The sequence below is a fragment of the Pusillimonas caeni genome, assembly GCF_003545815.1.
In the GTDB taxonomy this organism is placed as follows: domain Bacteria; phylum Pseudomonadota; class Gammaproteobacteria; order Burkholderiales; family Burkholderiaceae_B; genus Pusillimonas; species Pusillimonas caeni.
On sequence record NZ_PDUW01000002.1, the window covers coordinates 503,958 to 527,593 of the forward strand.

General features: G+C 65.5%; 26 protein-coding genes and 1 riboswitch. Of the genes, 15 read left to right on the forward strand and 11 right to left on the reverse strand.

Translation table 11 applies throughout. From position 1 onward, the window contains the following. Positions 1-10 precede the first annotated feature (10 nt). From CSC67_RS06155 to CSC67_RS06195, 9 genes are all read left to right on the forward strand, one after another. Positions 11-1,063, forward strand: a complete 1,053-nt coding sequence (locus tag CSC67_RS06155; RefSeq protein ID WP_118993621.1) for a baseplate J/gp47 family protein — start codon at positions 11-13, stop codon at positions 1,061-1,063. Beyond that, the gene (locus CSC67_RS06160) at positions 1,048-1,674 is read left to right on the forward strand and encodes a YmfQ family protein (protein ID WP_167752776.1); all 627 of its coding nucleotides are present in this window, start codon (positions 1,048-1,050) and stop codon (positions 1,672-1,674) included. The genes CSC67_RS06155 and CSC67_RS06160 overlap by 16 nt, the downstream gene beginning before the upstream one ends. A gap of 2 nt (positions 1,675-1,676) precedes the next feature. Next, positions 1,677-1,946 (forward strand): hypothetical protein, encoded by a 270-nt coding sequence (locus CSC67_RS06165; protein ID WP_181391112.1) that lies wholly within the window; start codon positions 1,677-1,679, stop codon positions 1,944-1,946. Positions 1,947-1,949: 3 nt separating this feature from the next. Beyond that, positions 1,950-2,297: a hypothetical protein gene (locus CSC67_RS06170; protein WP_118993623.1), complete on the forward strand. Its 348-nt coding sequence runs from the start codon at positions 1,950-1,952 to the stop codon at positions 2,295-2,297. Continuing rightward, positions 2,297-3,370 carry a phage major tropism determinant gene (locus CSC67_RS06175; protein WP_118993624.1) on the forward strand — a complete coding sequence of 358 codons (1,074 nt, stop codon included), beginning with the start codon at positions 2,297-2,299 and terminating at the stop codon, positions 3,368-3,370. Before CSC67_RS06170 ends, CSC67_RS06175 begins: the two co-directional genes overlap by 1 nt. A gap of 44 nt (positions 3,371-3,414) precedes the next feature. Beyond that, positions 3,415-3,729 (forward strand): diversity-generating retroelement protein Avd, encoded by a 315-nt coding sequence (gene avd / locus CSC67_RS06180; RefSeq protein WP_197723105.1) that lies wholly within the window; start codon positions 3,415-3,417, stop codon positions 3,727-3,729. A gap of 329 nt (positions 3,730-4,058) precedes the next feature. Continuing rightward, positions 4,059-5,105 carry a reverse transcriptase domain-containing protein gene (locus tag CSC67_RS06185; protein ID WP_118993625.1) on the forward strand — a complete coding sequence of 349 codons (1,047 nt, stop codon included), beginning with the start codon at positions 4,059-4,061 and terminating at the stop codon, positions 5,103-5,105. Further along, positions 5,105-5,911, forward strand: a complete 807-nt coding sequence (locus tag CSC67_RS06190) for a DNA adenine methylase (protein WP_118993837.1) — start codon at positions 5,105-5,107, stop codon at positions 5,909-5,911. Before CSC67_RS06185 ends, CSC67_RS06190 begins: the two co-directional genes overlap by 1 nt. A gap of 47 nt (positions 5,912-5,958) precedes the next feature. Continuing rightward, on the forward strand, positions 5,959-8,190 hold the full coding sequence (locus CSC67_RS06195) for an autotransporter outer membrane beta-barrel domain-containing protein (RefSeq protein WP_135227433.1): 2,232 nt from the start codon (positions 5,959-5,961) through the stop codon (positions 8,188-8,190). A 3-nt stretch (positions 8,191-8,193) separates the two neighbouring features. Here CSC67_RS06195 and CSC67_RS06200 read toward each other — a convergent pair whose 3' ends face one another. From CSC67_RS06200 to CSC67_RS06225, 6 genes are all read right to left on the reverse strand, one after another. Then, entirely contained in the window at positions 8,194-8,496 is a 303-nt protein-coding gene (locus CSC67_RS06200; RefSeq protein WP_118993627.1) for a copper-binding protein, read from the reverse strand. 192 nt (positions 8,497-8,688) lie between these two features. Continuing rightward, a complete protein-coding gene (gene hslU, locus CSC67_RS06205; RefSeq protein WP_118993628.1) occupies positions 8,689-10,020 on the reverse strand; it encodes an ATP-dependent protease ATPase subunit HslU in 1,332 nt (443 codons plus the stop codon). A 2-nt stretch (positions 10,021-10,022) separates the two neighbouring features. Continuing rightward, a complete protein-coding gene (gene hslV / locus CSC67_RS06210) occupies positions 10,023-10,556 on the reverse strand; it encodes an ATP-dependent protease subunit HslV (RefSeq protein ID WP_118993629.1) in 534 nt (177 codons plus the stop codon). Positions 10,557-10,744: 188 nt separating this feature from the next. After that, a complete protein-coding gene (dksA, locus tag CSC67_RS06215; protein ID WP_118993630.1) occupies positions 10,745-11,188 on the reverse strand; it encodes an RNA polymerase-binding protein DksA in 444 nt (147 codons plus the stop codon). A 56-nt stretch (positions 11,189-11,244) separates the two neighbouring features. Further along, positions 11,245-12,357 carry a CobW family GTP-binding protein gene (locus CSC67_RS06220; RefSeq protein ID WP_118993631.1) on the reverse strand — a complete coding sequence of 371 codons (1,113 nt, stop codon included), beginning with the start codon at positions 12,355-12,357 and terminating at the stop codon, positions 11,245-11,247. A gap of 193 nt (positions 12,358-12,550) precedes the next feature. Continuing rightward, a complete protein-coding gene (locus tag CSC67_RS06225) occupies positions 12,551-13,060 on the reverse strand; it encodes a Fur family transcriptional regulator (protein WP_118993632.1) in 510 nt (169 codons plus the stop codon). 228 nt (positions 13,061-13,288) lie between these two features. Here CSC67_RS06225 and aztA point away from each other — a divergent pair, with 228 nt between their 5' ends. From aztA to CSC67_RS06240, 3 genes are all read left to right on the forward strand, one after another. Further along, the gene (gene aztA / locus CSC67_RS06230) at positions 13,289-14,005 is read left to right on the forward strand and encodes a zinc ABC transporter ATP-binding protein AztA (RefSeq protein WP_118993838.1); all 717 of its coding nucleotides are present in this window, start codon (positions 13,289-13,291) and stop codon (positions 14,003-14,005) included. Beyond that, positions 14,002-14,901, forward strand: a complete 900-nt coding sequence (locus tag CSC67_RS06235) for a metal ABC transporter permease (RefSeq protein ID WP_118993633.1) — start codon at positions 14,002-14,004, stop codon at positions 14,899-14,901. The genes aztA and CSC67_RS06235 overlap by 4 nt, the downstream gene beginning before the upstream one ends. Before the next feature lie 88 nt (positions 14,902-14,989). Then, complete coding sequence (locus tag CSC67_RS06240; protein ID WP_118993634.1) at positions 14,990-16,012, forward strand: metal ABC transporter solute-binding protein, Zn/Mn family; 1,023 nt, start codon at positions 14,990-14,992, stop codon at positions 16,010-16,012. A 58-nt stretch (positions 16,013-16,070) separates the two neighbouring features. Here the strand turns inward: CSC67_RS06240 and xerC are convergent, their stop codons facing one another. Genes xerC through CSC67_RS06265 form a run of 5 tightly spaced genes read right to left on the reverse strand, consistent with a single transcriptional unit; the run spans position 16,071 to position 20,473 of the window. Then, a complete protein-coding gene (gene xerC, locus CSC67_RS06245; protein ID WP_118993635.1) occupies positions 16,071-17,033 on the reverse strand; it encodes a tyrosine recombinase XerC in 963 nt (320 codons plus the stop codon). Between the two features lie 18 nt (positions 17,034-17,051). Next, on the reverse strand, positions 17,052-17,738 hold the full coding sequence (locus CSC67_RS06250) for a DUF484 family protein (RefSeq protein WP_118993636.1): 687 nt from the start codon (positions 17,736-17,738) through the stop codon (positions 17,052-17,054). Then, the gene (gene dapF, locus CSC67_RS06255; RefSeq protein WP_118993637.1) at positions 17,735-18,628 is read right to left on the reverse strand and encodes a diaminopimelate epimerase; all 894 of its coding nucleotides are present in this window, start codon (positions 18,626-18,628) and stop codon (positions 17,735-17,737) included. Before dapF ends, CSC67_RS06250 begins: the two co-directional genes overlap by 4 nt. A 5-nt stretch (positions 18,629-18,633) precedes the next feature. After that, positions 18,634-19,524, reverse strand: coding sequence for a lysophospholipid acyltransferase family protein (locus CSC67_RS06260; protein ID WP_118993638.1), 891 nt, complete (start codon positions 19,522-19,524; stop codon positions 18,634-18,636). A 13-nt stretch (positions 19,525-19,537) separates the two neighbouring features. Then, on the reverse strand, positions 19,538-20,473 hold the full coding sequence (locus tag CSC67_RS06265; RefSeq protein ID WP_245220141.1) for a lysophospholipid acyltransferase family protein: 936 nt from the start codon (positions 20,471-20,473) through the stop codon (positions 19,538-19,540). A 241-nt stretch (positions 20,474-20,714) separates the two neighbouring features. Here CSC67_RS06265 and metK point away from each other — a divergent pair, with 241 nt between their 5' ends. From metK to CSC67_RS06280, 3 genes are all read left to right on the forward strand, one after another. Beyond that, positions 20,715-21,881: a methionine adenosyltransferase gene (metK, locus tag CSC67_RS06270; RefSeq protein ID WP_118993639.1), complete on the forward strand. Its 1,167-nt coding sequence runs from the start codon at positions 20,715-20,717 to the stop codon at positions 21,879-21,881. Beyond that, positions 21,881-22,078 carry a DUF1289 domain-containing protein gene (locus CSC67_RS06275; protein ID WP_118993640.1) on the forward strand — a complete coding sequence of 66 codons (198 nt, stop codon included), beginning with the start codon at positions 21,881-21,883 and terminating at the stop codon, positions 22,076-22,078. Before metK ends, CSC67_RS06275 begins: the two co-directional genes overlap by 1 nt. A gap of 106 nt (positions 22,079-22,184) precedes the next feature. Next, positions 22,185-23,480 carry a CynX/NimT family MFS transporter gene (locus CSC67_RS06280; RefSeq protein WP_245220142.1) on the forward strand — a complete coding sequence of 432 codons (1,296 nt, stop codon included), beginning with the start codon at positions 22,185-22,187 and terminating at the stop codon, positions 23,478-23,480. Between the two features lie 57 nt (positions 23,481-23,537). Continuing rightward, positions 23,538-23,636, forward strand: a riboswitch (S-adenosyl-L-homocysteine riboswitch).

Here is a 23,636-nt window from a genome sequence, read left to right on the forward strand (position 1 = left end):
GGAGGATTACATGGCGTTTAAGCGACCCACATTACCGGAACTGCTGACGCGGATCGACCAGGATCTGCTGTCGCGCCTGCCTGGCGCCCAGGCCGAACTGGCGGTGCGGATGACCAAGGCGCTGGCCGCTGCCGATGCCGGCGCGGTGCATGGCCTGTATGGCTACCTGCAATGGCTGGAGCGACAGCTGTTCCCGGAAACCTGCGACGACGAAAACCTGCATCTGCATAGCGCGGGCGTGCCGCGCCGCACGGCGTCGCGCGCGGTGGGCCGGGTGCGCTTCCAGGGCAGCGACGACGCGGTAATCGTGGCCGGCACCACGCTACAGGTGGATGGCCGGGAGTATCGGACCACCGAGGAGGTCAGGATCGCCGACGGCCAAGCCGTGGCCGCCGTCGAAGCGGTGGAGACGGGCGCGGCGGGTGACCAGGACGCCGGCGTGCAGCTGCGCCTGGTGTCGCCGCTGCCTGGCGTGGTCGGCCAGGCAGTGGTCGATGAGGACGGCATCCGTGGCGGTGCCGACCTGGAGACCTTCGGCAGCTGGCGCGACCGCATCATGCTGCGCCGCGCGCGCGTGCCGCGTGGCGGCGCCGCCGGCGACTGGGAGGAGTGGGCGCTACAGGTGCCGGGCGTCACGCGCGCCTGGGAAGACCCGCTGGGCATGGGTCCGGGGTCGGTGGTGGTGCGCATCATGGCCGACGACGCCAGCGACGGCCCGCTGCCGTCGCAGCAGCTGCTGCAGGCCGTGGCCGACCACATCGAGGCGCAGAAGAACGTCCAGGCGCAGGTGTACGTGGTGGCGCCTGAAACCGAGCCGTTCGTACCGCAGCTGTGGGTGCTGCCCGATACCGAGGCGGTGCGTGCGGCGGCCGCACAAGCCCTGCAGGATCTGGTGGACCGTGAGGGCGAGCCAGGTGGCACGCTGCTGATAAGCCGCATCCGCAGCGCAATCAGCCTGGCGCCGGGCGTCGAGGACTACGACCTGCAATGGCCGACGGCCAACGTCGAGCATGGCACCGGCGTGCTGCCGGTATGGGGAGGGGCGCAGTGGATCGAGGACTGACCGACGCCGACTACCGGGCGCTGCTGTTTGCGATGCTGCCGCCCGGCGTGGTGTGGCCAACCGATCCAGACAGCCGCCTGCAGCGCGTGCTGCTGGGCCTGGCCCAGGAGTTCGTGCGCGTCGATGCGCGCGCCCGGCAGTTGCTGGCCGAAGCCGACCCGCGCCAGGCGCGCGAGCTGTTCCCCGAGTGGGAGGCCAGCTACAGCCTGCCCAGCCAGTGCGCGCCGGCGGTGCAGAGCCTGGCCGACCGCCAGGTCGCGCTGATTGGGCGCATTGTCGGGCGCGGCGGGATGCGCGCGGCGGACTACATCGACATGGCCGAGGGCCTGGGCTACCCGGGCACGGAAATCATTGAGCAGCACGAAGCGACGATGGAGCTGGCCAACGGTGTCGGGCCGCGAGGCGCCGAGATCGGCGACCCGCTGAACGGCGAGGACTGGCTATGGGCCTGGGACGTGTTGGTGCCGTCCGGGGTGATTCGTGAGGCGGTGATCGGCGGGTCCGAGATCGGCGACCCGCTGCGCAGCTGGGGCGACGAGCTGATCGAGTGCGCGCTGCATGAGGCCGCGCCGTCGTGGCTGATTTTGAACGTAGGTTATCGGGAGGCTTAATCATGGAAAAAGTAGGTGCCTTCACCGACCGGGTGACATCCGAGGGTGAATGGAGAAACGGAGACCCCGCCAGCAACGTGCGCGCCACGCCGATGCTGGCGGCCTGGTTCAACATGCTGCAGCGCGAGCTGCTGGCCATCCTGGCCGATGCCGGCATTGACCCGGACATCGCCGACGAGGCCCAGCTGGCGGCGGCCATCAATGCCATTGCGGATCGACGCTCGGTAAGCCGCGTCGATGGCGTGGCGGCTTTAACTGTCGAGGAGGAGTAAGACATGCAGGGAGTACCCCGCTACGGTCTGCGCACGCGGGCCGACTATGACCTGTTGCAAGGACTGGCCGTCCAGGGCGAAATCCGCCCGCAGGGCGTGGCCACGCTCAAGCGGCACTGGGAGGGCCTGCTGGCCGGGCGCTGGACGTATGTGCATGACCGCGACCTGGTCGAGGACGAGGTGCCCGACGGCGCCGAGCCGGAATACCGCGTCCTGGAAAGCCAGGACGAGGACGGCGACGTGCGCCGCGTGCAGATCAAGCGCATCGAAAGCCCCACGGCGGAAATCTTCCGCCTGGGCTTCACGGTGCAGGACGTGGAACAAGCAATTTCTGACCTGGAGGCAGCGTAATGGCGGAGAAGACCTACGCGATTCCGGCCATGGGCGCCGGGCATTTCAGCATGATGGGCGCAATCAGCGCATCCGGCGCGATGCGCCTGGACGTGCCCGAGGGCATCGTGAACATCGGCGGCAACGGCAAGGGCTATGTGCTGCCGCCCAAGACGGACTGGGACCCCACCGAGGAAGGCAACCAGGACGGCTCGCTGGACGGCCTGGCGCTGGGCGATGACGTGTACCTGTACGCCGTCCAGGGCGACGACGGCCGCGCCGGCCTGGTGGCCAGCACCAACATCACGGTGCCCGGCGGGTACACGGCCGCGACCAGCCGCAAGATCGGCGGCTTCCATTACGGCCGCGTGCGCACCGTGGCCCAGCGCTACAACACCGCCATCGCGCCCGCCGTGCAGATCGTGCCGAACAGCGTGTGGGACTTGGGCCACCGCCCGACGTGCGACCCGACCGGCATGGTTGAAGTGGTCCCCGGCCGGCTGTGGGTGGACATCTACCTGAACAGCGAAGGCAGCGGCGTGTGGCCGGAAAACATCCCGGTCAGCCGCTACGGCGCCATGCCGCTGCGCGACGACGTGTATGCGCGTACCGACTTCCACCTGCTGGCCCGCAACGCCGGCAAGCGCCTGCCGACCGTCGAGGAGTTCCTGACCTACGCCGAGGGCGCGCCGCAAGGGGCCAATGGCAGCAACGATACGGCCTGGGCCGCAACCACCAACACCGGCCCCACCACCGCCGGCGGCGTGGCCAAGGCGGTGTCCATGTTCAACGTGGTGGACGCGGCCGGCAACCTGTACGACTGGCTGGATAACCACCTGGATGTCGGCCTGGGGACGACGGCAGCCTGGAAGGCCGACATTGTCAACGTGGGCAAGGATGCGGCCCTGGCGCGCGGCCAGGTGTATTCGTATGTCTTCGGGACCAACAACGCCAATAGCAGCTGGCGGTGCTTCATTGGCGGTGGCAACTTCGACGACGGCGTGCACGCGGGCGCGCGCTCCCTGCTCTCGACTGCGACTCCGGGGAATGCGACTGGCACTGTGGGCCTGCGCTGCGTCTGTGACGCCCTGTGAGCGTGAACCCTGAATCGGCCCCGCGACAGCGGGGCCTGGTAATCGTGAACAAGGTGGAGCGGCTGATGGTTGATTTAGGGCCGCACATCGACAAGATCCCGCGTCACCAGCGATTCCGCTACGGCGCGCGCCTGGAGGAGGCGCTGTGGGAGCTGGTGCGGAGGCTTATCGAAGCGGCCATGTCCAACCAGAAAAGCAAGGTCTACCGGGCCGACGAGCAGGTGCGCTACATCCACGCGCTGCTGCGACACGGCGCCGAGCGGGATCTGCTTGGCCCCAAGCGTGTGGGCGATGCGGCCGGCAAGCTGGCCGAGGTCGGCGCCATGCTCGGGGCCTGGCGTCAGCGATTGGAGGGATAGAGTAGTAAGGGGTGGGCCGGGTTTCGGCGACAGCTGGCGGTGCTTCATTGGCGGTGGCAACTTCGACGACGGCGTGAACGCGGGCGCGCGCTCCCTGAACTCGAATGCGAATCCGTGGAATGCGAATGGCAATGTGGGCCTGCGCTGCGTCTGTGACCACCATTCTAGAGAGGGCGGCGACGGTGTCGCCGTCACCCAAGATCCCTACAGGGGGTCAGCCGGTCCGTCCTGGTCCTGCGAGAGCAGGCCGAATACGACGGTTCGGGCGGCGCGAGTAGCGCAAGCGAAAGCCCCGCCCGGACGCTTATTGCAGAACAAGAGAAGGTGAGATGGGAAGGCGAGGCAAGAATCTGATTGAGGAGATCATCGACTGGGACAACCTGGTCGAGGCGCACCGCCTGGCCAGGCGTGGCAAGCGCGACAGGTACGATGTGGCCGAGTTCGAGGGCCGCATGTGGGAGGAGCTGGGCGCGCTGCAAATGGAGATGCTGTGGGGCACGTACAGCCCCGGCCGGTATCGGTCTTTCCTGGTCTACGAGCCGAAGCAGCGCGTGATCCTGGCCGCGCCCTACAGGGACCGCGTCGCCCAGCACGCCATCTGCAACGTCTGCGCCCCGATCTGGGACCGGGGCATGATCTTCGACAGCTACGCCTGCCGGCCCGGCAAGGGCACGCACCTGGGCGCGGCCAGGGTCGAGCGCTGGCTGCGCGGCATGGCGGCCACCGGCGACACCTGGGTGCTCAAGATGGACGTGAGCAAGTATTTCTTTTCGATCCGGCACGAGCTGGCCAGGTCCGTGGTGCGCGACAAGATCAGCTGCCCGGCCACGCTCAAGCTGCTGGATGCCATCATCGCCAGCACGGGCGGATCGGGCGAGACTGACCCGGTGGGCATCCCGGTGGGCAACCTGACCAGCCAGTGGATCGCCAACCTGGTGGGTAACCGCATCGACCAGTGGGCCAAGCGCACGATGGGCCTACAGCGGTACGCCCGCTACATGGACGACATGGTGGTGCTGGTGCGCAGCAAGCAGGAGGCGCTGGAGCTGCGCGACGCCTTCGACGACAAGCTGGCCAGCATGGGCTTGCGCTTCAGCAAGGCCAGCGTCCTGCCGGCATCGCGGGGCGTCAACTTCCTGGGCTATCGGATATGGCCCCACAAGCGCCTGCTGCGCAAAGACTCGGTGCGCCGGATGAAGCGCGCCATGCGCGCGATGCAGCGCGACTACGCCGAGGGAAAGATCAGCCTGGCGCAGGTCCAGGAACGCATCAATTCATGGGTCGCCCATGCGTCCCATGCCAACAGTGAGAGCCTGCGGCGCCAGATCCTGGGGTCCGTGGTATTCAGCCGAGGAGGCAAGGAGGCAGTCCGTTGATTCAGCACCGACCAATCATCCCCTGGATAGGCGGCAAGCGCCGCCTGGCGTCCGCCGTCCTGGACAAGTTCCCCGCCCATACGTGCTATGTGGAGGCGTTCGCCGGTGCGGCCGCCATCTACTTCGCCAAGGAGCCGTCCGAGGTCGAAGTGCTGAACGATGTGAATGGGGATTTGGTCAACCTTTACCGAGTGGTTAAACACCATTTAGAGGAGTTCATCCGGCAATTCAAATGGGCCTTGAGCAGCCGCCAGATATACGAGTGGGAGAAGCTAACCAGGCCCGAGACGCTGACGGACATCCAGCGGGCGGCGCGCTTCTACTACCTGCAAAAGCTGTCGTTCGGTGGCAAGGTCGAGGGGCGGGCCTTCGGCAGCGCCACCACCACCGGCCCGCGCCTGAACCTGCTGCGCATCGAGGAGGATCTAAGCCAGGCGCACCTGCGCCTGCAAAGCGCCTATATCGAGCATCTGTCCTGGGGGCAGGTGGTGGCCAAGTACGACCGCCCGCACAGCCTGTTCTACATGGACCCGCCTTACTGGATGACCGAGGGCTACGGGGTCGAGTTCGGTTTCGAGCACTACGAGCGCATGGCCGAGCTGGCCAGGTCTATCAGCGGGGCGATGGTTATCAGCATCAACGACCACCCCGACATCCGCCGGGTGTTCGCCGGCCTGCACATGGACGTGCTGGGCATTAAGTACACGGTCGGGGGTGGTGCCGGCAGCGCGGCCAGGGAGCTGCTGATCTGGAACGACGCCTGCGAGCAGGGGCGGCGGGAAATTGGCCAGCAGGGGCTGTTTTGAGGTGCTGCGGGCTGTCTCAAACCAAGTGGTTCAATGTCTCAAACCAAGTGGCGCGCTACACGGGCAGCAATTCGTATCGAGGCAGCACGCGATTGTTGCAGGGCGGCCTGCACGTGGACGGCCCCTCGGTGTTTGGCCTATGGGGCGGCATCGAGGCGATACGCGGCACATGGCTGGAGTATTCGCCCGGTATCGACGTGGCCCGGCCGCTGACCCTAAGTGGGCTGGAGATCGCCGACATGCTGCCCGCCGGCCGCTACACGCCTGTCGCGCCGCCGGCGGGCCTGGACCAGACGGTGGGCTGGAAGGTGGAGGCCGGCAGGGCCGTGCATTCAGGCCTGCTGCAGGGCAGTGCGCCCTTCGTGAAGCTGGGCGATGGTGTGCTGGACATCGCGGGCGATGCCATGGCCTATACGGGAGCGGTCCGGGTGGCTCAAGGGACGCTCGCCATCAACGAGATCTTTTCGGGTTCGGTCAAAGTGGAGACGAGCTCGCGGTTGCAAGGCGCAGGGTCTGTGGCCGCTGTGCATGTGGGGCGGGGCGGTATCCTGGCGCCGGGCGACGCCGCAGTCGCTGGCGATATACGGTTCATGACTGGATCGGGTAACGAGTTGGGCATGCTGACCGTCATGGGAGATATCCGTCTCGAGACGGGCAGCCGCTTCGAGGTCGATGTCCTGGCTACGGGGGAATCGGATGCGGTGCGGGTCGGCGGCAAGGCCCTGCTCGACGGCGAGGTGGCCGTATTGGCGCACAATGGACTTTGGCAGGCCAGCACGTCGTATGTGGTGTTGACGGCGCGGGGCGGCTTCGGCGATAGCGAGTTCGCTTCGGTGTCGTCAGACCTGGCCTTTCTGACACCCAGCCTTTCATACAGCGATGACACCGTCACCTTGACCTTGCTTCGCAACGACCTGCCCATCGACGACGTGGGCGAGACGCCGGATGAAGAAGGGGTAGGCAAGATCATCGATGAGGACGTGTCGCCGCCGGGCTCCGATCCCGAAGCGCCCAAACCGCCCGGCGACGTGGTCGACAATGGCGGGACGGATCAGGCTCCGCCCAAATCGAACCCTGAGCTGAACGAAAGCCTGGTGGGGCTGGATAAGGACTCCGCCCGCGACGCCCTGCGGCAATTGACGGGCAGCTGGAATGCTTCCGTGCTGTCCAGCGTATGGGACGACAGCCGCTTTCTGCGCGAGGCGGTGCTGCGAAGGGCGATGGCGATGACTGCGTCGCAACAGGATGCAGGTTCACACTCGATGAGGCTGCTCGCGCCATCGTCGATGTACCAAGCTGTGTCGCCATCGACGGACACAGCTGCACATGCTTCGATCATCTCCAGCGTGCTGATGCCGTGGGTCGAAGCGTTCCATGCCGACCAAGTGCGAGATGGCAGGAACGGCATACCGGGCGATACACGGCGTCTGGACGGCGTCGCGCTGGGCGTCGCCGCGGCCGTGAACGCTTCGTGGAATGCCGGCGCCTATTTCGGCGCCCAGCGCAGCCGGATGGACCGCGACGAAGGCTCGGCGCGGGCCGACATCGAGAGCACTCACGCGGGGCTGCATCTGGCCGGACACATTGCTGGCCTGCGCTTGGCGGTCGGCGCCGCACGATCGTGGCACCGCCTCAAAATCAGCCGCTTCGTCAACGCCGGCGCCCTGCGCGACACACTGGCCGCGCGCTACCGGGGCCATACGACGCAAGTGTTTGGCGAGGCGGCATGGCCGTTGACCGGTGTTCCGTCGACGTCAGTGGCAGGGGAGTCGACAGGCGAGCCCGTGGCAGAAGCGGGTAGGAGGCAGACGCTGCATCGCGTCAGCATCACGCCTTTTGCCCGGCTCGCTTGGGTGCGGACGGGACTGGATGGCTTCGTCGAGACGGGCGGGCCGGCGGCCTTGAGCGTCCGGCCTGCCTCCATGACGGCCTGGCTTTCCACCCTGGGCTTGAGGGCGGAGGCGGGCGTTCGGGCGTTGTCGTCGGGACCGGCGGCGGGGCCGACGGCGGCAGGTAAAGAAGGAATAATCTACGCTCAACTGGCCTGGCATCATGCCGGCCGCAGTCACGCCGAAACCACGCAATCATTCCGCGACAGCGCCACGCAAACGTTGTTTGCCTCGCAAGGCTTGGCCCCCGAACGGCGGTCATGGTCGCTGCAGCTGGGCCTGGACGCCCGCGTCGGCAAAACGGCAAATGTCGGCTTCGCCTATCTGGGCCGCTTCGGACGGAGCCTGCGCGACCAGGGTATAGGCGGATGGGCCAAAATCGCGTTTTGAGTTCTATTTGGATATTTTCGTCACCACGTAGCGCTTGCCTTCGCGTTTGGCGGTGAAGGTGATTTTGTCGCCGGGCTGGATGCCGCGCAGCAGCGTGGGGTCGGCCCGATAGACGAGCGACATGGCGGGCAGCTCGAGTTCGGAGATGGCGCCGTGCTTGATGGTGATTTTGCCTTCGTCTGCATTGACCCGCCGCACCTCGCCCGAGGCTTGAGCCTCTTGCGCATGAGCGGGCGCCACGCAGGCGGCAACAGCCACGAGTCCGGCCAGCACGGCCGGTACGATACTGAGTTGGCGATAAGACATGCTGGACTCCTGAATTGCGTGTCTTAATGATAACGCGGTCATGCGGCGTCCCTGTGGCAGACCTGATGCTGGGTGTTACATAATGGTTTGTAGGTCCGTTTCGGATGCATATTGATTAGCGCCAGCACCAACCTACGGGATGAATTCAACCAGCCATTCATCGATCGTAGAGGCGACGAGGCGCTAGAGGTTTTACAGCACATACCTCGCCAGATCTTCGCTGCTTGCGGCCTCTTCGAGCTTGTCGTTGACGTAGGCGGCGTCGATGGTGACGGTCTTGCCGCTGTTGGCGGTGGCTTCGAACGACAGGTCTTCCAGCAGCTTTTCCATCACGGTGTAAAGCCGGCGGGCGCCGATGTTTTCGGTGCGCTCGTTCACGTTGAAGGCCAGTTCGGCGAGGCGGCGGATGCCTTCGTCGGTGAACTCGAGATTGACCTCTTCGGTGGCCATCAAGGCGCTGTACTGCTTGGTCAGCGAGGCGTCGGTGTCGCACAGGATGCGCACGAAATCGTCGGCGGTGAGCGAATCGAGTTCGACGCGGATGGGGAAGCGGCCCTGGAGCTCGGGAATCAGGTCGGAAGGCTTGGAAAGGTGGAAGGCGCCCGAGGCGATGAACAGGATGTGATCGGTGCGCACGACGCCGTACTTGGTGTTGACGGTGGTGCCTTCGACCAGGGGCAGCAGGTCGCGCTGCACGCCCTGGCGCGAGACTTCGCCGCTGCCGGCCTCTTGCCGGGTGGTGATCTTGTCGATCTCGTCCAGGAAGACGATGCCGTTCTGCTCGGCGTTGTTCACGGCCACCGTGCGCAGGTCTTCTTCGTTGACGCGGCGCGAGGCTTCTTCTTCGACCAGCAGCTTGAAGGCTTCTTTCACGGTCAGCTTGCGGCTTTTGGTCTTTTCGCGACCCAGGCCGGCGAACATGCCCTTGAGCTGCTCGGTCATTTCCTCCATGCCGGGGGGCGCCATGATTTCCATCTGCGGCATGGACTGGGCGACGTCGATTTCGATCATGGTGTCGTCCAGGCGGCCTTCGCGCAGACGCTTGCGGAAGGTCTGGCGGGCGTTGGTCTCTTCGCGGTCGGGCTCGCCGCGGGCATTGCGGGCGGGCGGGATCAGCACGTCGAGGATGCGGTCCTCGGCGGCATCTTCGGCCTGGGCGCGCACGCGGCGCATTTCGATCTCGCGGGTCTGCTTGACGGAGATCTCGACCAGGTCGCGGATGATGGTGTCGACGTCGCGGCCCACGTAGCCCACTTCGGTGAACTTGGTGGCCTCGATCTTGATGAAGGGCGCATTGGCCAGTTTGGCCAGGCGGCGCGCGATCTCGGTCTTGCCCACGCCGGTGGGCCCGATCATGAGGATGTTCTTGGGGACGATCTCGTTGCGCAGGGGGGCGGGCACCTGCTGGCGGCGCCAGCGGTTGCGCAACGCCACGGCGACGGAACGCTTGGCGCGGTTCTGGCCGACGATGTTCTTGTCGAGTTCGGAGACGATTTCGCCGGGGGTCATATTCGTGGCGGACATGATTACAGGTTCTCGACGATGTGATTCTGGTTGGTGTAAATGCACAGGTCGCCGGCGATTTCGAGCGACTTCTTCACGATGTCGGCCGGCGGCAGGTCGGTGTGTTGCAGCAAGGCCAGGGCGGCGGACTGGGCATAGGCGCCGCCCGAGCCGATGGCGGCCAGGCCGTGCTCGGGTTCGAGCACGTCGCCGTTGCCGGTCAGCACCAGGGAGTGCTCGCGGTCGGCCACGATGAGCATGGCCTCGAGCCTGCGCAGCACGCGGTCGGTGCGCCAGTCGCGGGTCAGTTCGACCGCGGCGCGCATCAGGTTGCCCTGATATTTTTCGAGCTTGGCCTCGAAGCGCTCTTGCAGGGTGAAGGCGTCGGCGGTGGCGCCGGCAAAGCCGGCCAGCACCTTGTCGTGGTACAGGCGGCGGATCTTGCGCGCCGTGCCCTTGAAAACGATGTTACCCAGGGTTACCTGCCCATCGCCGCCAATGGCGACCTGGTCGCCGCGCCGAACGCAGATGATGGTGGTAGCGTGAAATTGTTCCATGGATTCTTCCTTTGAATTCCATAGATGAGGACGCCCGGCCGGAATTCAAGGCGGGATCGGGAGTTTTTGTCCTGATGGGCTGGAGCGGCGCCGCGGAGGCGGGGGGGGGAAGTACTGGAATGCGGAAGGATGAGACAGAGAAGCCCGCCCCGGCGCCAAGCCGGGGGCGGGTTGCCGGACGCCGAGGCTCAGTCGCCGTACAGCTTCTGGCGCATTTCGCGGCGCTCTTGCGCTTCGAGCGACAGGGTGGCCGTGGGGCGGGCCAACAGGCGCTGCAGGCCGATGGGCTCGCCGGTTTCTTCGCACCAGCCGTATTCGCCGGAGTCGATCAGCGCCAGCGACTGCTGCACTTTCTTCAGGAGCTTGCGTTCGCGGTCGCGGGTGCGCAGTTCGAGCGCGTGCTCTTCTTCGATGGTGGCGCGGTCGGCCGGATCGGGCACGAATTGGGTTTCGCGCAGGTTCTCGGTGGTCGCGTCCGCGTTGTTCAGAATCTCTTGCTCGAGTTCTTTCAGGCGATTGCGAAAGAATTCCAGCTGAGCTTCGTTCATGTAGTCGGACTCGGGCATTGCCAGGAGTTCTTTTTCCGTAAGCAGATGGCCCGGAGATTTAGTGGCTGACGTTTTTGTGGCCATGGTCTACCTCTTTTAGTAGTGTCGAGTCGGCTCTCATAACGCGAGCGAACTTTCGGTTATGGGATCAGGCATTGTTCCAACCCTTGGGTAAAAATGTCCTCGGGAAGTTTTCGGCCGATGAATACCATCTTAGTGTTGGGTTTCTCGTTGGCAAGCCAGGGTTTGCCCGGCTCGGCGCCCATCATCATGTGCACGCCCTGGAACAGCAGGCGGCGTTTGCTGCCTTTCACGTACAGAATACCTTTGTAGCGAAGCAGGTCTTCGCCATAGACCTGGACGACGCCGCCCAGGAAATCTTCGAGGCGTTCGGGGTCGAAGGGCCTGTTCGAACGGAACACGAAAGCGCCGATTTCATCGTTGTGCTGGTGATGATGGTGGCCGTGATGCGCATGACCGCAATTGGGGCCGCAGTCGCCTTCGTGGTCGTGATCATGGGCATGATCGTGGTGGTTGTGCTCGTGCCCGTGATCGTGGTCGTGCGCGGCGTCGGGGTGCTCTTCGGCCAGGAACTCGGGGTCGATGTCCAGGATGGTGTTGAGGTTGAAGCCGCTTACGTCCAGCAGCGACTTGATGTCGGCTTCGCCGAAGTGCACCGATTTGATGGGCGCGCGCGGGTTGATCTGCACCAGTCGCGAACGCAACGCCTGATAGTCGGCCTCGTTGACGAGGTCTTTCTTGGAAACCAGGATGACGTCGGCAAAGCCTACCTGCTTCTGGGCCTCTTCCTGTTTGTCCAGGGCTTCCATGCCGTGCTTGGCGTCGACCACGGTAATGACGGCGTCCAGCCGGTAGTACTCGGCGATTTCGTCGTCCATGAAGAAGGTCTGGCACACGGGGCCGGGGTTGGCCATGCCGGTGGTTTCGAGGATGACGCGGTCGAACTTGATGTCGCCCGACTGGCGCTTTTGGCGCAGGTCGGACAGCGCGCGCTGCAGGTCGCCGCGAATGGTGCAGCAGACGCAGCCGTTGCTGAGCTCGATGATCTGTTCGTCGCGCTCTTGAACCAGGAGTTCGTTGTCGATGCTTTCGGGCCCGAACTCGTTTTCGATGACGGCGATCTTCTGGCCGTGGTTTTCGGTGAGGATGCGCTTGAGCAGCGTCGTCTTACCTGCGCCCAGAAAACCGGTCAGTATGGTGACCGGAACCATTTTGTCCAAACCTGATGCCATCGTTATGCTCGCTTTCGCGGCATGCGAACTGCAAGGCGGCGCTCAATTGGCGACTACACCAGGTAATTCCATACCGCGCAAAAAATCATACAACGTGCGATTACAGCACAGCCGGCCGGGAAGAGCAAACCTCGGGCCCAAGCGGCTCTTGGCTGGGGAAAACCCTTGTAACACGGGGCCTTGCGGCCGCGGTTCAGTGCCGGTGGCTGTGCCCGTGAAGGGGTTCGCCGCTTGCATGGGCCTGGGCGTGGCAGGCGTTGCACAGGGCGCGCAGTTCGGTTTCGTGGTTGGCCAGAACGAAACCGGCGGTGGCCACTTTGCGGGCCAGCTGGCGGCTCAATGCCGGGTCGCTGAACTCGGCCACCGCGCCGCAGTTGGTGCAGATGACGAGCAGGTCGTGGGGCTGGCCGCCGGCGTCCAGGCAGGCGGACCAGGCGTTGACGGCGTCCAGGCGGTGGATGAGGCCTTCTTCGATCAGGAAGTCGAGCGCGCGGTAGACCGTGGGCGGCGCGGCGCCCGGCTGCACGCGGCGTATTTCGTCCAGCAGCTCGTAGGCTTTGACGCTGCGGCCCTGCTCGAGAAGAATCTCCAGCACCTTGCGGCGGATGGGCGTGAGGCGCTTGCCGCGCTCGCGGCACAGGTTCTCGGCGGTGTCCAATTGGGCCGCAACCGAGAGGGGCGTCGAGGTCTTCTTCACGGACATGGCTGCAAGGCGTGCTATGGGGTTAGTGTAAATGTTATAACATAACGGATTCTGCAAGGAATCGATTCCATTCTACATGGCCCGCTCTGCTTTGTTTCCACGTCGTTCGACGGCCTACCGAGGATCCGCCGTGCTGGCCTCCTCATGGGGGCGGGCGCTGCGCGTGCTGGCGGCGGTGGCATTCCTGTGGGGCCTGACAGGCTGGGCCATGGGTTGGTGGTAAGCGACATGGCGCCTCCTGTCATTGAATTGGACGACGTGTCGCTGGGCTGGCGCGGCCGCATTGCGGTGCGCGGGGTCACGGGCGCCTTTCGGCGCGGCACCCTGACGGCGGTGGTGGGCCCCAACGGCGCGGGCAAGTCGACCCTGCTCAAGGGCATCGTGGGCTTGCTCAATCCGCTTAAAGGCCACATCCATTTGGCGGATGACCCGCGCCGCGACCTGGCTTTTTTACCGCAGGCCGATGACCTGGACCGCAGTTTTCCCATCACAGTCTACGATCTGGTCGCCATGGGCGCATGGCGCCGCGTGGGAGCCTGGCGCCGCTTTTCGGGCGATGAGCACGAGCGCGTGGAGCATGCGCTGGAAGCGGTGGGCCTGTCCGACTTCCGGCATCGCATCATCGGCACGCTTTCGGGCGGCCAGTTGCAGCGCGCGCTGTTCGCCCGCCTGCTGCTGCATGACGCGCGCACGCTGCTGCTGGACGAACCCTTTGCCGCCATCGACCGCGACACGACGGAAGACCTGATGCGGCTGTTGATGGCCTGGCACGAAGAGGGCCGCACGGTGGTGGTGGTGCTGCACGACCTTGAAATGGTGCGCGCCCGCTTTCCCGAGGCGCTGTTGATGGCCGGCCAGGCGGTGGCCTGGGGCCCTACGGAGTCGGTGCTGACGCCCGAGAACCTGCACCTGGCGCGGCATCTTTGCGCGGGAGACTATCTATGACCTGGGCGCTCGACTGGCTGTGGACGCCCTTCGTCGATTACGGCTTCATGCGCAGGGGCTTGGCGGGGTCGCTGGCGCTGGCCTTTGCGGCCGGCCCGCTGGGGGTGTTCCTGGTGCTGCGCCGCATGAGCCTGATGGGCGACGCCATGGCGCACGCCATATTGCCTGGCGTGGCGGTGGGCTTTCTGACGGCCGGCCTGTCGCTCAGCGCCATGACGATAGGCGGCATGATCACCGGCATCGTGGTGGCCATGCTGGCCGGCCTGGTGGCGCGCCTGACGCCGCTGCGCGAGGACGCCAGCTTTGCGTCCTTTTATCTGATCTCGCTGGGCCTGGGCGTGCTGCTGGTGTCGCTGCGCGGCTCCAATATGGACCTCATCCACGTCCTGTTCGGCACGGTATTGGGCCTGGACGATTCGGCCCTGCTGCTGGTCACGGCCAGCGCCAGCGTCACCTTGCCGGCGCTGGCGCTGATCTACCGGCCGCTGGTGCTGGAATGCCTGGACCCGGGATTCCTGCGGGTGGAGCGGGGCCGCGGCTCCATCATCCACATGGTTTTCCTGCTGCTGCTGGTCATGACGCTGGTCTCGGGCTTCCAGGTGCTGGGCACACTGATGGTGGTGGGCATCATGATGCTGCCCGCCACGGCGGCGCGTTTCTGGACCCGCACGGCGGGCCGCCAGATGTTGCTGGCGGCGATAATCGGTTCGGTCTCCGCGTATGCGGGCCTCTTGATCTCATTCCATACCAACGCGCCCGCTTCTTCCGCTATCATCCTGTCCGCGGGATGTATCTACCTACTTTCCATCGTCTTAGGGCCGTATGGCGGGTTGTTGCAGGCAGCGCGACAGGCGTATGCTCGACGGCGACGCTTGTCACGGGCTTTGTTGCCATGAAACCGTAATCGCGCCGGCGGACTTTTCGGCGTGTTTCATTTCCGGAAAACTCACCATGTTGGTTCGAATGATGTCTAGCAGTGGCGTTATGCGTGGCTGTCGGCTTCTGGCGACCGTCCTGTTCAGCGTGCTGACAGCGGCGGCCTGGGCTGCGCAGCCCGGCGCCACGGCCAAGCCGATGCCTGTGGTGGCCAGTTTCTCGGTGCTGGGCGACATGGTGGCGGAGATCGGCGGCGACCACGTGCAGCTGACCACCATCATCGGGCTTGGGGGCGACGCGCATTCATTCGAGCCTACGCCGGAACATGCGCGTGCGCTGTCCGAGGCGCGCGTGCTGGTGGTCAACGGATTGGGCTTCGAGGCCTGGCTGCCGCGATTGCTTGCATCGTCGAATTTCAAGGGGCTGCAGGTGGTGGCTTCGCAAGGCATCGAGCCCCTGCGGCTCGGTCGCGGCGAACAGGCCGCTGTTCAGGCGAACGGCAACCAGGCGGACCATGCGCATGGCCAGGGCGGGAAGCCGGGCGTAGCGGGAAGCCGCCACGCCGGGGATATCGACCCGCATGCCTGGCAAAGCCTGACCAACGGCATGATTTACGCGCGCAATATCGCGTCCGGCCTGGCCAAGGCGGACCCGGACAACGCGGCCGATTATCTGGCGCGCGCCAATCGCTACATCGATGAGATGAAGAAGCTGGACGCCGAGGTGCGCCAGGCGCTGGGGCAGATCGCGAAAGACAAGCGCAAGGTGGTGGTGCCGCATGATTCGCTGGGATACTTCGGGCGCGACTACGGTATCGAGTTCATCCCGATCATGGGCATCTCCAGCCAGGCGGAGGCGTCGGCGCGCAATATGGCGGCCATCGTGAAGCAGGTCCGCGCGGTGGGCGGCGCGGCCGTCTTCCTGGAAGGGTCGGCGAATCCGAAGCTGGCCGAACAGATCGCCCGGGAAACCGGCGCAGCCGTGGGCGGCGTTCTCTATGCGGATACGCTGAGCGAACCGGATCAGCCGGCCGGAACGTATCTGGGCATGTTCAAGTGGAATGCGGGCCAGCTGATTTATGCGCTAAGGCCCGCGCGTATTGGTTCCGCCGCGTCTCGTCGAGACAAATAACTGCCGCCAGCCGAGCCATTGCCTTCTGGCGCCGTAGCCGCGTCGAACCCCGAGCGGCTCAATCCTGCTTGCGTCCGGCCCGCGGATGCGCCTGGTCGTAGGCTTTGGCCAGATGCTGGAAGTCGAGCCGGGTGTAGATTTGCGTGGTCGAGATATTGGAGTGGCCGAGCAGTTCCTGCACGGCGCGCAGGTCTTGGGCGGATTGCAGCAGGTGGCTGGCGAAGCTGTGGCGCAGGCTGTGGGGGTGGACGTTGACGGGCAGGCCGGCCAGGGTGGCGACGCGGTTCAATTGGCGCTGCACGACACGCGGCGAGATGCGTTGGCCGCGCGCGCCCAGGAAGAGAGCGGCGTAGGGGTCGGGATCGGAGTCGGGCGAGGGTGCGCCTGCGAGCTTGGGGCGCTCTTGCAGCCATCGGTTCAGGGCCCGGGCGGCCATGCTGCCCAGGGGAACGCTGCGTTTCTTGCCGCCCTTGCCCAGTATGGTGGCTTCGCCTTCTTCGAGCTGGATCCAGCTTTGTGATTCATATTGGCCGTTGCGCAGATAGCGCCAGTCCAGGCTGACGAGTTCGGCCAGGCGCAATCCGCTCGAGTACAGCACTTCGAACATGGCCTGGTCGCGGCATTCGATGGGCGTCTTGGGCTCGGGCAGGCCGGGGCGGTCGAGCAGCACCTGGGCCTGTTCGACCGATAAGGCCTTGGGCAGGCTGCGCGGTATTTTCGGGGCGCGCACGCCGGCGGCGGGGTTGTGGGCCAGGCCGGCGCGGGGCGCCCACCATTGGAAGAAGCCGCGCCAGGCGGCCAGCGCGCGCGCAAGGCTGCGTGGCTGAAGGCCCTGGGCGTGCAGGCGCGCCACGGATTGGCGGATGTGGTTTTCGGTGTAGCTGTGCAGGCTGGCGTCGGGCTGCAGGCGAACCAGGTGCTGCAGGTCTTGCCGGTAGCCCTGCAAAGTGTGGCTGGAATAGCGGCGGTTGCCCCGCAGGTATTCCAGCCATTGCTCCATGGGTTCCGGCAGGGCGTTCATGGTGCTGGCCGGTCGGCCCTAGGCCGTTTCAGGCTCGGTGCGCGCGGGAGCGCGCAGGCGGCACAGGCTGGCGCTGGCCAGGTCGTTGATGATGGCGAGGAAGTCGGTGGCCATGTCGGAGGTAAAGCGTTCGGGGTCGTCGGAGCCCAGCACCATCAGGCCGATGGGCTGGCCGGAGTCGGCCGGGCGCAGGGCGACGATGGCCAGCGAGGCCGGCGGCGTGCCCAGCCAGCCGGCGGCTTCCTGGCCTTGCATGGGGCCGCAATAAGGTGCGGTGAGTTCTTGCGCGTACTGACGGACGCTGTCGGTGACGTCCTGGTTGAATTCGCTGTCGGCCAGGCCGGGAAGGTCCCACAGGCGCAGGGCGATGGCCTGCAGGTCGAACAGGTCGCCCAGGCTGCGCACGATGTGGCCGGGAATGCGGGTGGCGTCGTCTTCGGCCAGCATGCGGCAGCACCAGGCCATCAGCGTCTTGCTGATTTTTTCGTTGCCGGCGGCATTGTGGATGAGGCCCGACAGTTTCCATTCGAGGTCTTTGCTGCGGGTGCGCAAGGTCATGATCTGGCGCTCGCCCAGCGAGATGGCGCGGGTTTCGTGCGGATGGGGCACCTTCAGGTTGGCGAACAGGTCGGCGTGCTGCTGAAAGAACTCGGGGTTGGCTTGCAGGAAATGGGCGACGTCGTCGGCGTTGAGGCTGGTGCTCATGGCTGGGGTGCTTCCTTGAAAGGGTTCGAGTTTGTCAGGGCGTCGATGTCGACCTGGCCGGTGAAGACGCTGACGGCCGGGCCGCTCATGGTGAGTTCGCCGCCGTTCCAGGCGATGGTCAGCGGCCCACCCCGAGTATGGACCAGCACCGGGCTGTCGAGCAAGCCGCGCCGTATGCCGGCCACGGCGGCCGCGCAGGCGCCCGTGCCGCAGGCCAGGGTTTCGCCGGCGCCGCGCTCGTACACGCGCAGCTTGATGGCGTGGCGGTCGAGCACCTGCATGTAGCCGGCATTGACGCGATGGGCGAAGCGCGGATGCGACTCGATCTGCGGCCCGGTGCGCGCGACGGGCGCCGCGTCGACGTCATCCACGAGCTGCACGGCATGCGGGTTGGAGATGGCCACCAGCGAGAGCTCGACGGCTTCGCCGCCTTGCAGCGGCAGGGACCACAGCGTGTCGCCGCCGCAAGGGCGCGAAGACAAGCCCCGGGCGTCGAGGCCGACGTCGGCGGGCTCGAAGCGTGTGCGGCCCATGTCGACCGTGACTTCGCCGGACGGCGTCTCGGTGAGGGTGATGAGGCCGGTGCAGATCTCGGCGCGCAGGGGATTGCGGCGCGAGAGCCCCTGTTCGTGGACGAAGCGTACGAAGCAGCGCGCGCCGTTGCCGCAATGTTCGACTTCGCCGCCGTCGGCATTGAAGACGCGATAGCGGAAATCGGCTTCGGGGTGCTGGGGCGGCTCGACCAGCAAAATCTGGTCGGCGCCGATGCCGAAATGGCGGTCGGCCAGCGCGCGCGCCCGCTCGGGCGTCATCTGTATGGATTGGCGCACGCCATCCAGCACGACGAAGTCGTTGCCGGCGCCCTGCATTTTGGTGAAATTCCAGATCATGATGTTCAATAAGGCCGCTCTTCGCCGGGCGGGCGGGTCTTGAAGCGCCTGTGCACCCAATAATACTGCGTCGGGTCGGGCTCCACCCAGGATTCGATCAGCTTGTTCAGGCGCGCCGTGGCGTCTTCCAGCGACTGTTCGCCGGGAAAGTCGGCGATGGGCGGCAGCACGTCCACACGGTAGCGGCCCGTCTCGATATCGAGACGGCTGACGATGGGCACCACGGCGGCGTCCCGCGACTTGGCGATTTGCGCAGTAGTGAGCAGAGTGGCGGCGGGTATGCCGAAGAAGGGCACGAACGCGCCGCCTTCTATGCCCCAGTCCATGTCGGGCAGGTAATACACGGGCACGCCGCCGCGCAGCTGGCGGATCAGGCCGCGCACGCCGTCGCGGCGGCTGATCAGATGCACGGTGTTGAAGCGCCCGCGCCCCTCGCGCACCAGGCGGTCGACGTCGGGGTCGCTTTGCGGCGTGTACAGCGTGGCCGAGGTTTCAAGAAACAGGGTCAGGCGGGTGGCGGCCGCGTCCAGGCCGATGAAGTGCGGGGCCAGCAAGATGATGGGCTGCCTGGCATCGAGCAGGGCCTGCAGGTGCTCCAGCCCTTCGATGGAAATGGTTTGCTCGATGCGCCGGCGCGTGCCGAACCACAACAGGCCGCGGTCGACCACCGACTGCGCCAGCAACTGGAAGTGCCGGCGCAGCCAGGCTTCGCGCTGTGCCTGGCTGTGCTGTGGAAAGCAGAGTTCGAGGTTGGTGCGCACGATGTGCGCGCGCGAGCCCAGTATGCGGGGCGCCAGCCAGCCCAGCGCCCGCCCCCAGCGCAGCCGCGTGGCGGTGCCGCAGCGCCCGAAGTAAGAAAACACGGCGGTAAGCAGGCCTGTCTTGTTGAACTTCATCTTGCGCCGCTCCTCAGCTTGCCGCATCCGGCGTGCGCGCTGGGTCTGTGCCGGAAACGCCCGCCGGAGCGGGCGGGGGCGTATCGCGCATGGCCGACGTGCTGGCGGGCTCGGGCGGGGGCGGAGCCCCGGCTGGCGTCTTGTAGCGGTTGTAGCTCCATAGGTATTGTTCGGGAAAGCGGCGTATGAGGCTTTCCATGGTCTGATTGATGAGAATGGCCTGCTGCAGCGGGTCGGTGGGAAAGGGGTCGGGCAGCCGCAGGTAATGGATGCGCCAGCCTTTTCCGCGCGGCAGGCGCTCGCCCGCCGTCAGGATGACAGCTACACCGGTTTGAGAGGCCAGCTTGCCGGCCAAAGTCATGGTGTAGGCCGAGCGGCCGAAGAAGGGCGCCCAGACGCCTTCGCCCTGGGCGGGGGCCTGGTCCGGCAGCATGCCCACGGCTTCGCCGCGCTTCAGCGCCCGCACGAATTCGCGCACGCCCTGCATGGTGGCGGGCACGGCGCGCAGGGCCGAGGTGTTGCGGGCGCTTTCCATGACGGGCGCCAGAATCTCTTTGCGCGGGGGGCGGAACATGACGGTGATGGGCCCATGCAGGGTCTGGTAGCGGCCGGCGATCTCGAAGCAGCCCAGATGGGGCGTCAGATAGAGAATGCCGCGGCCCTCGGCCAGGGCCTGCTCGACCACCGCGTTGTCGTCGCTGACGGTTCTGGCCAGGCTTTGCTCGCTGCGCAGCCACACCTTGGGAAGCTCCATGATCATGGCGCCGGCTTCGCCCGCCGCGCGACGGGCAAAGGCCGGATCGTCGTAGCCGGCCTGGCGCGCATTGCTTTGTATGCGTTGACGGTACTTGCCCGGCTTGGCGTAGGCAATGCGCCCCGCCAGACGGCCGACCGCATGCAGCAAGGGCAGCGGCAACCACGCCAGGAAACGGAATACGGTCAGGAGCATGAAAAGCTTATAACCCTTTTGTAAGTGCTGAGAAAACGCCCAGGGCCGTATTTTCGCTTAAAATGCCAAGCATCGCTGAGTTAACCGACAACTTGCGGAGCGATGACGGCATCGGGCCCGCCCGGCCGTGTAAATACCGCTAAAGCGTCGCGCCCCGTATTGCAAGCCGTTCCATGCCGAGGTGCAACGCGTTTCGTTCAACTTCAACGAGCCGCTTGCCGGCTCATAGGACGCAATCGCTGTGGTAACCAACAAAGATTTCCTCTTTACTTCCGAATCGGTCTCCGAAGGCCATCCCGACAAAGTCGCGGACCAGATTTCCGACTCCATCCTCGACGCCATCCTCACCCAGGACCCCTACGCGCGGGTTGCCGCCGAAACGCTGTGCAACACCGGCCTGGTCGTGCTGGCCGGTGAAATCACCACCACGGCCAACGTCGACTACATCCAGGTGGCGCGCGACACGATCAAGCGCATCGGCTACGACAACACCGACTACGGCATCGACTACAAGGGCTGCGCAGTGCTGGTGGCCTACGACAAGCAGTCGCCCGACATTGCCCAGGGCGTGGACCGCAACCCCGAGGCCAATATGGACCAGGGCGCGGGCGACCAGGGCCTGATGTTCGGCTATGCCTGCGACGAAACGCCCGACTACATGCCCGCGGCCATCTGGTATTCGCACCGGCTGGTGCAGCGCCAGAGCGAGCTGCGCAAGGACGGCCGCCTGCCGTGGCTGCGTCCCGACGCGAAGTCGCAGGTGACCTTCCGCTATGTGGACGGCAAGCCGGTCGAGGTGGATACCGTAGTGCTGTCCACCCAGCATTCGCCCGATATCTCGCAGGCCGAGATCCGCGAGGCGGTCATCGAAGAGATCATCAAGCCCAGCTTCCCCGAGGGCCTGCTGACCGCCAAGACCAAGTTCATGATCAACCCGACGGGCATTTTCGTGATCGGCGGCCCGCAGGGCGACTGCGGGCTGACCGGCCGCAAGATCATCGTCGACACCTACGGCGGCGCATGCCCTCACGGCGGCGGCGCGTTCTCGGGCAAGGACCCCTCGAAGGTGGACCGCTCGGCGGCCTATGCGGCGCGCTATGTGGCCAAGAACATCGTGGCGGCGGGCCTGGCGCGCCAATGCCAGGTGCAGATCAGCTACGCCATCGGCGTGGCTGAGCCCATCAACATCACGGTCAACACCAACGGCACGGGCGTGGTGTCGGACGACCAGATCGCCCTGCTGGTGCGCGAGCACTTCGACCTGCGCCCGAAAGGCATCATCAACATGCTGGACCTGCTGCGTCCCATCTATGGCAAAACCGCGGCATACGGCCACTTCGGCCGCGCCGAGCCGGAGTTTTCCTGGGAAGCGACGGACAAGGTGCAGATTCTCAAGAAGGCGGCCTGATGTCCGACCCGTCGTACAACCCGGATGAGCGCGATTCGCCCTGCGTGGCGGTGTGCTCGACGCTGTACGACGAGGTCTGCCGCGGTTGCGGACGCACGGTCATGGAAGTGGCGAACTGGGTGTTTTTCTCGGAAGATGAAAAGCGCGCGGTCTGGAAGCGGATACTCAGCGAAGGGTATCCGCGCCGCAATAATTGACACGCTCGTTCAGCTTGCTTTAAGCCGCCCCATAATGGGACGTGTGCTGCACTTTTATGTGGCACACTTCAGGGCTGGAGCAAGTTGAAGAAAGAGAGACAAGGCCATGCCCGACAGTTCGTCAGAGGCTACCTCAGGTATCAATCAGGATTCGCCGCGGCATCGTGAGGAAGGCAGGGGGAGGGCTTCGTCCCTGGGCCGGGAAGCCGCCAAAGCGGAAGCTCCCGCGCATGAGCGCGGGAAGAAGGGCTTGGCGCAGGTGCTGCTGTTGATCACCATTGTGTATGTGGCGATGAACCTTCGGGCGGCGCTGATCAGCGTGGGGCCGGTCATCGGTTCGATAGGTGCGAGCCTGAACTTGTCGGCGACGGCCCTGGGGGTGCTCATTACGCTGCCGGTGCTGTGCTTCGGCGTGTTTGCGCCTTTTGCGCCGCGCCTGCTAAGGCTGCAGTCGGCCGAGCGCACCATCTTGTTCAGCCTGCTTTTGCTGACGGGGGGTATTGTGTTGCGCAGCAACCTGGGCGCGCCGGGGTTGTTCGTGGGCACTTTCTTCCTGGGGCTGGCCATCAGCGTGGTAATGGTGCTTTTGCCGGGCATCATCAAAAAGCATTTCCCGGTCAACGCGGGGCTGATGATGGGCTTGTATTCAACCGCCCTGGCGGCGGGGGCGGCCACGGCGGCGGGCGTTACGGTGCCGATGGAGCAATGGCTCGGCGACTGGCGCTTTTCGCTGGGGTTCTGGGCGATTCCGGCGCTTCTGGCTGCACTGGCCTGGGTTCCCCAGGTCCGGGGCGAGCCGGCTTTCAGCGCCCGGCGGCCGGTGGCGGTGCCCCGCCTGCGCAGCAACTGGCTGGCGTGGCAGGTGACGCTGTTCATGGGCACGCAGGGCGCCATAGCCTATTGCATCTTCGGCTGGCTGCCGCTGATACTGATCGATCGAGGCCTTAACTCGCGGGACGCGGGCTTTGTGCTGGCGACGCTCATGACCATCCAGCTTTCAACTTCCATCACCGGGCCCTGGATCGCCACGCGCGGGCGCGATCAGCGGCCCGCCATCTCTGTGTTCATGGCGCTGGTCTGTGCGGGCTTTCTGGGCCTGGTCTACGGGGCGACCAGCGCCGTCTACATCTGGGCAGGGGTGTTCGGGCTGGGGTTCGGCGGCATGTTCGCCGTGGCGATGGCATTGCTGGTGCTGCGTTCGCCCAACCCGCAGGTGGCGGCGGCGATATCGGGCATGTCGCAGGGGGTGGGCTATATGATCGCCGCCGTGGCGCCGCTCATCATCGGGATACTGCACGAGTACACCGGCAACTGGGACGCCGCATCGGTATTCATGATGCTGCTGATCCTGGGGGCGCTATGGTCCGGGCTGCTGGCCGGCAGGGCGCGCTTCATCGAATAAGTCAGCCGCCGAATCACTTGGCCGACACATTAAATCGGCTACAATTGACCTCACTTTTTTCCTGAGGAGCGCTGCGACGGGCGCAGGCGGGCCGCCAAGGCGTTCGCTGCCCCGCTAGGCTCAGGAACCATCAGTATTCAACGGCGCTCATCATCT

Bases quoted from the DNA above. Each gene is read 5' to 3' on its own strand.
- CSC67_RS06155 (WP_118993621.1), top strand. From the start codon at position 11: ATGGCGTTTAAGCGACCCACATTACCGGAACTGCTGACGCGGATCGAC.
- CSC67_RS06165 (WP_181391112.1), top strand. From the start codon at position 1,677: ATGGAAAAAGTAGGTGCCTTCACCGACCGGGTGACATCCGAGGGTGAA.
- CSC67_RS06170 (WP_118993623.1), top strand. From the start codon at position 1,950: ATGCAGGGAGTACCCCGCTACGGTCTGCGCACGCGGGCCGACTATGAC.
- CSC67_RS06175 (WP_118993624.1), top strand. From the start codon at position 2,297: ATGGCGGAGAAGACCTACGCGATTCCGGCCATGGGCGCCGGGCATTTC.
- CSC67_RS06185 (WP_118993625.1), top strand. From the start codon at position 4,059: ATGGGAAGGCGAGGCAAGAATCTGATTGAGGAGATCATCGACTGGGAC.
- CSC67_RS06200 (WP_118993627.1), bottom strand. From the start codon at position 8,496: ATGTCTTATCGCCAACTCAGTATCGTACCGGCCGTGCTGGCCGGACTC.
- hslU (WP_118993628.1), bottom strand. From the start codon at position 10,020: ATGTCCGCCACGAATATGACCCCCGGCGAAATCGTCTCCGAACTCGAC.
- hslV (WP_118993629.1), bottom strand. From the start codon at position 10,556: ATGGAACAATTTCACGCTACCACCATCATCTGCGTTCGGCGCGGCGAC.
- dksA (WP_118993630.1), bottom strand. From the start codon at position 11,188: ATGGCCACAAAAACGTCAGCCACTAAATCTCCGGGCCATCTGCTTACG.
- CSC67_RS06220 (WP_118993631.1), bottom strand. From the start codon at position 12,357: ATGGCATCAGGTTTGGACAAAATGGTTCCGGTCACCATACTGACCGGT.
- CSC67_RS06225 (WP_118993632.1), bottom strand. From the start codon at position 13,060: ATGTCCGTGAAGAAGACCTCGACGCCCCTCTCGGTTGCGGCCCAATTG.
- aztA (WP_118993838.1), top strand. From the start codon at position 13,289: ATGGCGCCTCCTGTCATTGAATTGGACGACGTGTCGCTGGGCTGGCGC.
- CSC67_RS06235 (WP_118993633.1), top strand. From the start codon at position 14,002: ATGACCTGGGCGCTCGACTGGCTGTGGACGCCCTTCGTCGATTACGGC.
- CSC67_RS06240 (WP_118993634.1), top strand. From the start codon at position 14,990: ATGCGTGGCTGTCGGCTTCTGGCGACCGTCCTGTTCAGCGTGCTGACA.
- xerC (WP_118993635.1), bottom strand. From the start codon at position 17,033: ATGAACGCCCTGCCGGAACCCATGGAGCAATGGCTGGAATACCTGCGG.
- CSC67_RS06250 (WP_118993636.1), bottom strand. From the start codon at position 17,738: ATGAGCACCAGCCTCAACGCCGACGACGTCGCCCATTTCCTGCAAGCC.
- dapF (WP_118993637.1), bottom strand. From the start codon at position 18,628: ATGATCTGGAATTTCACCAAAATGCAGGGCGCCGGCAACGACTTCGTC.
- CSC67_RS06260 (WP_118993638.1), bottom strand. From the start codon at position 19,524: ATGAAGTTCAACAAGACAGGCCTGCTTACCGCCGTGTTTTCTTACTTC.
- CSC67_RS06265 (WP_245220141.1), bottom strand. From the start codon at position 20,473: ATGCTCCTGACCGTATTCCGTTTCCTGGCGTGGTTGCCGCTGCCCTTG.
- CSC67_RS06275 (WP_118993640.1), top strand. From the start codon at position 21,881: ATGTCCGACCCGTCGTACAACCCGGATGAGCGCGATTCGCCCTGCGTG.
- CSC67_RS06280 (WP_245220142.1), top strand. From the start codon at position 22,185: ATGCCCGACAGTTCGTCAGAGGCTACCTCAGGTATCAATCAGGATTCG.